Raw genomic sequence first — 7,141 nt, forward strand, 5'->3', positions numbered from 1 at the left:
ACGCGGAAGTCATCCCCTTCCCAGCACAGCGGATCCGCCGCCACAACGTCCTCGGCGGACTCATCCACGAGTACCGCGACGCCGCCTGACGAAGACCACGGCAGGAAGGTGAACGCCCAGGCCAGCACACCTACGGGACTTTTGGCACCCCACAGGGCTCTGCGGGTGCCGATAAGTCATCCGTCCAGGTCGGGGCCTGATCCTGACGCTCCGACCGTCTCCGCTGATCGCCTCAGAAGGACTTCGCCTGCACCGGGCAACACGGCATCATGATCTGTCGTGCTGCTACGCCTGGTCTATCTCGCGGCCACCAACACCTTCGCGCTCCTGCGTCTGCTGCCAATGAGCGACCGGGACAAAGACATCGAGATTCTGATGCTGCGCCACCAGCTCACTGTGCTCGAAAGGCAACTCGGCACCACCAGGGTCAAGTTCGCCCCCGAGGACCGGGCCTTCCTCGCCGCCCTCCTGGTCCACATGCCACGCGGCCAGTTGCGGCGCCTGCGGCTGCTGATGCACCCCGACACCATTCTGCGCTGGCACCGCGATCTGATCAGGCGACGTCACGGCAAGCTCAGTCGGCCCAGCCGCCCGCCGACCGAGCGTTCCATACGGCGACTCGTCCTGGGTCTGGCCCGCGAGAACACCACGTGGGGCCACCGGCACACCCACGGCGAACTCACCACCCTCGGCATCCAGATCGCCCCGTCCACCGTCTGGGAGATCCTCAAGACTGAGGGCATCGATCCCGCACCGCAGCGGGACGCCGGTGCCAAGGCACGGTTCTTGATCCGTGCCCGCGACGCCAAGTTCCCCGCCCTCATCGGCGAGATCCTCGCCGACGCCGACGTCCGCACCATCCTGACCAGCATCCGGGCGCCGCGCATGAACGCAGTCATGGAGCGGTGGGTGCAAACTCTGCGCCGAGAGCTGCTCGACCGGAGCCTGATCTGGAACGAACACCATCTACGCCACGCGCTGCGCGAATACGAGCAGCACTACAACGAGCACCGAACTCAACGCTCACTGCAGGCCGCCGCCCCACTCCGCCCCCCTGCCCGAACCGGGCACCGAACCAGGGCAAATCATCCACCGCGACATCCACCGACATGACCGTCTCCGCGGCACCCTCCATGAGTACCAACATGGCGCCTGATCAGCACAGACGTAATTTCCGGCACGCACAAGGCTCGGGCTGCATGGCGCTGCGCATGATCTACCTGGCCCTCCTCCGGCTCGTCGGCCTGCTCCTGCTGCTGTCACGCTCGGAAGAAGCCAAGGACGTCGAACTGCTCGCGCTGCGCCACGAGAACGCGGTCCTATGCCGCCAGCTCGGCGTCCGACCACGCCTCGCCTGGCCGGACCGCGCCATGCGCGCAGCCCTCGCCCAACACCTGCCGTCCCGCCTGCGCAGGCACCGCTTGGTCACCCCCGGCACCCTGCTCACCTGGCACCGCCGACTGCTCCGCTGGAAATGGAAGCAGAAACCACTACGCATCGGACGCCCACCGATCTCCAAGGAACTCACCGCCCTCATCCTGCGCCTGGCCCACGAGAACCCAACGTGGGGCCATACCCGAATCCAGGGCGAATTGCGGCGCCTCGGCCGCCGCGTCGGCGCCTCGACCATCCGCCGCATCCTGCGCAGCGCCGGACTCGGCCCCGCACCCCGCCGTGGCCCCAGCACAGGGCCGACCTGGCGTCAGTTCCTGCGCGCTCAGGCCTCCGGCCTGCTGGCCGCAGACTTCTTCCACGTCGACACCGCGATCTTGAAGCGGCTGTACGTGTTCTTCGTCATGGAGGTCGGCACCCGCACCGTGCACATTCTCGGCGTCACCGCCCACCCCACCGCGGCGTGGGCCACCCAGCTCGCCCGCAACCTAATCGCCGATCTCAGTGACCAGTCCGCCAACTTCCGCTACCTGCTGCGCGACCGCGACAGCCGCTACACCGAAGCGTTCGACGCGGTCTTCGCCGCCGACGGCATCGAAATCCTCAAAAGCGCGCCGCAGACGCCTCGGATGAACGCTCACGCAGAGAGGTTCATACGTACTGCGCGAGCCGAATGCACCGATCGCCTACTTATCTACAACGAGCAGCGCCTACGGAACGTCCTCGCCGAGTACGCCCACCACTACAACTCCGCAAGGCCGCACCGCGCGCTGCAACTTCGCGCTCCTGCCGACGCCCCCGACGTCATCCCGATCCCCGCCCAGCGGATCCAGCGCCACGACGTCCTCAACGGACTCATCCACGAGTACCACAACACGGCCCAACTAGCATCAACGACACCCGGCGAACACGCAGGTCAGCGCGTATACGGACCTTTTGGGACCCTACAGCCGCCCCACCCCGGGCTCGAAATCGCTGAAGAAGGCCCGCTGGGCGCTGTGGAAGAATCCCGCCGACCTGACCGAACACCAGCGCGCGCAACTGGAATTCATCGCCAAGGCCCACCCCGTCCTGCACCGCGCCTACCTGCTCAAGGAGGGACTGCGCCTGGCGCTACAGGCACACTTTGCGTCTTCTGGTGAACAGGCCCGTCGCACCCTGGCCGCCCTCCCCGCCGCTCTGTTCATGTTTGCCCTGGTCGCCTGCAGCGGTGGCTCCGACTCCGGCAGCACAAAGGCCGCCGACCGGCAGTCGGCGCTGAGCGCGGGTGGCGCCCCGGCCGCCCGGGATGCCAGCAGCAAGATGGAACCGCCGCTGACTGGCGAGGTGAAGCAGAAGGCGGAGGCGGAGGCCCTGGCCAAATACCCGGGAACCGTCGTGAAGTCCGAAGAGGACGCGGAGAAGCCCGGCATGTACGCGGTGGAGGTCAAGAAGGAGGACGGGACGTCGGTCGAGGTCTACCTCGACAAGTCGTTCAAGGTAACGGGCACCAAGCAGGAGGGCACCGAGGAGAACGAGACTGCGGGCTGACGACATGTCGGTCTTCGGCCGGCCGTCTGAGGGGAGAGACACCATGGCGACCGCCCCTGTCCGCCCCACCTCGGCAGGCGGAGACAGCAGCGGCCCACGGGGGCCGCGCTACGAGGATTCCTTCGGCTACCCCTCATCGGCGCCAGCGCAGTCCGGTTCGGCGGGAACCGCCGCCCGGCCGGGAGTATGCCCGGCGGTTGCCGCCGCGGTTCAGTCGTCGGCGGCGGGTCTTTCCGGAGGACTGCTCGATCGGGCTGACCCCGCACAGAGCGGCGAAAGACGCCTCGCCGGCCAGCTGCTCAGGTTCGTCGCTGACGGCAGGGCAGCAACACTGTCGGGGCCGACACCGATGATGTCAGCGGCCTCGGGTAGCAGGTGCGGACGGCTCGGTTGACCCAGTATCGTGGGACATGTCTGGATGCGCGACCCGCATCTGGCGGGCCGCCTGAGGATCCGCGCACGTAAGACATGGGTCGACGTCATGACTCTTCAGCTTCCAGTTCAATTCGCCCGGAACCTACAGCTATCACTGCTGCTTCCACACCTTCATGGTCGCCAAGGTCATAGTGAGGTGAGGCAACGACTGCGACCCTGATCGGTCATCCGCGGCTTCCGGCGCCTCGAGACGCCCCCTTCGCCGAAAATCTCATACGCCCAGGTGGGAACTGGTGTGCCCGGGTGTCGCGGATCGTCCGCGGTCGCTTGTGTCGGAGACTCAAAATGTTCGCGCAGCGGTTGAGCGGTCGCCCCCCACCGTACGCATGGTCTGTTGAGGGGTCACGGGCACGGCGGGCGAAAGGCGGCGGGCACGATGGTTCATGGCATTCGCAGGGACTCCTCCGTTGACGAGGGCCGCGGGTGGCGGGACACCGCTACCCGCTACGCCCTACTTCCCCTGCGTGTCTTCCTGGGCGTCACCTTGATCTACGCGGGCCTGGACAAGCTCACCAACAGCGCCTTCATGCACGCCTCGGGAGCCGGCTCCATCGGCGACCTGATGCGCAGTGTGCGCGACGCGTCGGCGATCCCGGCCCTGGTCGACCTGGCGCTGAAGAGCCCCGTGGGCTTCGGCTACGCCATCGCCTTCGGTGAACTCGCCGTCGGCATCGGCACGCTCCTCGGTCTGCTGGCCCGCCTCGCCGCGCTCGGCGGCGTGCTGATCTCGCTGAGCCTGTGGCTGACCGTGAGCTGGGCCACCAGCCCCTACTACTACGGCAATGACCTGGCCTACCTGATGGCCTGGATCCCGTTGGTCCTCGCCGGTGCCCCGGTGCTGTCCCTGGACGCCGTCCTACGCGCCCGACGTCGCCAACGCACCGGCGGCAACCGGTGAGCCTGGCGGGCTGTGGGGTGGGGTGTCGTCGGCACCTCGGCCGACAGCGCCGCCTGTGAAAGCTTCCACGAGTCCCTCAAGCGGCAGGCGTTCCAAGCCGCCACTCTCGGGAGTTCACCTGTTCGCGGGCGACCGGATGGTCCATTTCCACAAGTCGGCCGTTCACCAGGCGACAGGCATGCAGGAAGGCCCCCGCAACACCATGCCCTTCTTCCACTCCACGGCGTCGGCGTTCGGCTCCATCCTCAGCACGGGGAAGCGCCTCAGCAAGGCGTCCAGTGCAATCTCGATTTCGACCTTCGCCAAGTGGGCGCCGAGACAGGTGTGCGCGCCGTAGCCGAAGCCGATGTGGGGGTTGGGAGTGCGGGTGAGATCCAGCGTGTGCGGATCGGGGAAGACGAGGGGATCGCGGTTGGCGGCGTGCAGGGAAATCAGGACCGGGTCGCCGGCCTTCACGGTGCACCCGCCCAGGAGGACGTCCTCGGTCGCGTAGCGTGGAAAGAGCGCGCCCGCGTTTCCGCTCGGGATGTACCGAAGGAGTTCGTCGACAGCACACGGCATGTGCTCCGGACGTTGCCTCAGAAACGTGAGTTGCTCGGGATGGGTGAGCAGGAGGTAGACGGAGTTGGGGATCTGATTGGCAAGGGTCTCGTAGCCGGCGACCAGCAGGACCACGGCAAGATGGAGAAGTTCGTCTTCCGTGAGACGATCGTGGTGATCACGAGCCTGGATCATGGCACTGAGGAGATCGGCGGCAGGCTTTTCGCGCCGCTCGGCGATCAATGCAGCCATGTAGTCGACGAGGCGTGCGATGCGCTCCCCCGTCTCTTCTTCGGACAGACAGGAGGCAGTCACAAAAGCCTTGACCCAGGTTCTGAAGTCGTGGCGGTCCTCATATGGCACGCCGAGGAGTTCGCAGATGACGGCGATGGAAAAGGGCAGCGCGAAGTCCTCGACGAGATCAATGGGCGGGCCACACTCGGTCATCTGACCGACGATTTCATCGGCGATCTTCTGGATGCCCGGTCGGAGCTGCTGCGCCCGGCGAGGGGTGAAGGCGCGAGCGACCAGCCTCCGCAACCGAGTCAGTTCGGGCGGGTCCATTCCCATGAGACTGCGCTCTTCGCTCAGCTGCCGTGGTCGAATTCGGGGCTCGTCACGACCTCGCCCGGCTGCCAGGCTGAACCGCGGATCAGCCAGGACTGTCCGTACGTCCCGGTAACCGATGGCGAGCCAGGACTGCTCCCCATAGGGCATTTGGACCCTGCATACGGGCTCTTCTTCCTGGAGTTTCGTGTACAGCGGATCCAAGTCAAGCTGATGCGGTTCGCTGAAGGGGTATGCACGTGCCGCGACAGTGCAAGCGGCGGCGGTTGTCGTTGCAGAGCCGGCAGCCGTTGGGCGGTTCGCAGAAGAGGCCACGGTGCAACTCCAGGGTTGCGAGGTTCGGAGCGGCGTCGCACGCATGGGCGGCACACAAACGGCAACCCTTCAGCCTGGCGGCGCCCGAGTATCGGCGTTGGAGGCCAAAACCACCAACTCATTATAGACATTGCGCACAATCCAGAACATTCGGCTAGCCCACCCACGGACCGACGCCTCAAGGCTCGGAACCAGCCGCCACGCCGCAGTGCGAACGCAGCAACATGACAGCGCCTCGGAGGAGTTGTCCGATTACTCAACGCGAAGACGGGGTACCTTGCATCGGCCCTTCACCTCTGATTACGTACTCATTGTGACCGATATCGCACCTTCTGTACCCGTTGGTGCCCGTCGCCCCGTGAGGGCCACGGCCGAGGATCAGAGAGAGCTCGGGCCTACACTGCCGTTCCCGATCGGCTGGTTCTGCCTGGGCCTCTCCCGTGAGCTGCCTCGTGGCGGCGTTGTGACGCGCCAGCTCATGGACCAGGACTGCGTCCTGTACCGCACCCTCGACGGCGTCGCACAGGCGGTGGAAGCCCACTGCCCACATCTGGGCGCCCACCTCGGTTACGGCGGCAAGGTCGTCGGCCAACTACTCGTGTGCCCTTTCCACCGGCTCGGCTTCGCCCCTGATGGAGCGTGTGTCTCGTCCCCCAGCGGGTCGCCGCCGCGCGCCCGGCTCGGCCACCTGCCGCTGCGGGAGCTCAACGGACTCCTGCTGGTCTGGCACGGGCCCGCCGACACGCAGCCCTGGTGGGAGCCACCTGCCCTGCCGAGCTGGGCCAGACCGACGGCGCTGTGGAAGCGCGAGGTGGTCGCGCAGGTCCAGGACATCCTCGAGAACTCCTTCGACTGCCGGCATGCCTCCGAACTGCACGGGCTCAGCATGCGGCCGGTGGCACCACCCGAGGCAGACGGCCCGCTGATGCGCATCCGCGTGCGCATCCACCCCGCAAAGGGACGCCTTCTGCCCAGGCTGGACGGCGTCCTGGCCCACCAGACGATCACGATGGCCGGGCTGGGCATGCACACCACCGAGGTCGTCGTAGACCGCCTCGGCCTGACCACATACCTGTGGACCCTGCCCACCCCCATCAGCCCCACCCGGACCGTCCTGCGCTTCGCGACCACGGCCGCCGTGACCGACACCGCGAGGCTGCCCGGTGGGACAAGCCCACTTCTGCGGACCGCTGCGTCCAGGGCTGCGGCACGAATCCTGCTGGGCACCGCCATCAAGTACGCATACGAAGACATCAGGATCTGGGCTCACAAACGGTACCGGCCCTATCCAGGACTCGCCTCCGACGAGCAGGCGATCGGGCAGTTCCGGCACTGGGCCCGCCAGTTCTATCCCACGTCTTAGCTTGACTCTGAAGCTGATCGGAAAATCGATCTCCTGGTGGGCAGGCGGCAGCATCCGGGCCGCTTCAGTTGCGGACCGGATGTCGGGATCGGACGGGGGTC

Annotated in this window: 4 protein-coding genes and 4 pseudogenes; 6 read left to right on the forward strand and 2 right to left on the reverse strand. The window is 66.6% G+C overall.

Annotation, left to right across the window (positions count from 1 at the left end):
- Positions 1-279 precede the first annotated feature (279 nt).
- The 4 genes and pseudogenes from ACFYXB_RS45185 to ACFYXB_RS45200 all read left to right on the forward strand — a co-directional run bounded on the left by ACFYXB_RS45185 (position 280) and on the right by ACFYXB_RS45200 (position 2,922).
- Positions 280-1,156, forward strand: a pseudogene (locus tag ACFYXB_RS45185) (integrase core domain-containing protein).
- Between the two features lie 214 nt (positions 1,157-1,370).
- A pseudogene (locus tag ACFYXB_RS45190) lies at positions 1,371-2,168 on the forward strand (integrase core domain-containing protein); the annotation flags it as partial.
- Between the two features lie 175 nt (positions 2,169-2,343).
- Positions 2,344-2,511: pseudogene (locus ACFYXB_RS45195) on the forward strand (transposase); the annotation flags it as partial.
- A gap of 66 nt (positions 2,512-2,577) precedes the next feature.
- Positions 2,578-2,922, forward strand: a complete 345-nt coding sequence (locus ACFYXB_RS45200; RefSeq protein WP_389591298.1) for a PepSY domain-containing protein — start codon at positions 2,578-2,580, stop codon at positions 2,920-2,922.
- A gap of 181 nt (positions 2,923-3,103) precedes the next feature.
- Here the strand turns inward: ACFYXB_RS45200 and ACFYXB_RS45205 are convergent.
- Positions 3,104-3,208, reverse strand: a pseudogene (locus tag ACFYXB_RS45205) (transposase); the annotation flags it as partial.
- Positions 3,209-3,733: 525 nt separating this feature from the next.
- Here ACFYXB_RS45205 and ACFYXB_RS45210 point away from each other — a divergent pair.
- Entirely contained in the window at positions 3,734-4,255 is a 522-nt protein-coding gene (locus ACFYXB_RS45210; RefSeq protein WP_389591293.1) for a DoxX family membrane protein, read from the forward strand.
- A 162-nt stretch (positions 4,256-4,417) separates the two neighbouring features.
- Here the strand turns inward: ACFYXB_RS45210 and ACFYXB_RS45215 are convergent, their stop codons facing one another.
- Positions 4,418-5,722 carry a cytochrome P450 gene (locus ACFYXB_RS45215; RefSeq protein ID WP_389591294.1) on the reverse strand — a complete coding sequence of 435 codons (1,305 nt, stop codon included), beginning with the start codon at positions 5,720-5,722 and terminating at the stop codon, positions 4,418-4,420.
- 313 nt (positions 5,723-6,035) lie between these two features.
- On the opposite strand from ACFYXB_RS45215, the gene ACFYXB_RS45220 reads away from it, so the two are divergent.
- Complete coding sequence (locus tag ACFYXB_RS45220; RefSeq protein ID WP_389591296.1) at positions 6,036-7,040, forward strand: Rieske 2Fe-2S domain-containing protein; 1,005 nt, start codon at positions 6,036-6,038, stop codon at positions 7,038-7,040.
- The last annotated feature ends 101 nt before the right edge of the window (positions 7,041-7,141 follow it).

This window comes from Streptomyces sp. NPDC002619, from assembly GCF_042889305.1.
GTDB lineage: Bacteria > Actinomycetota > Actinomycetes > Streptomycetales > Streptomycetaceae > Streptomyces.

Coding starts and splice junctions, on each gene's coding strand:
- ACFYXB_RS45200 (WP_389591298.1), top strand. CDS start 2,578: ATGTTTGCCCTGGTCGCCTGCAGCGGTGGCTCCGACTCCGGCAGCACA.
- ACFYXB_RS45210 (WP_389591293.1), top strand. CDS start 3,734: ATGGTTCATGGCATTCGCAGGGACTCCTCCGTTGACGAGGGCCGCGGG.
- ACFYXB_RS45215 (WP_389591294.1), bottom strand. CDS start 5,722: ATGCGTGCGACGCCGCTCCGAACCTCGCAACCCTGGAGTTGCACCGTG.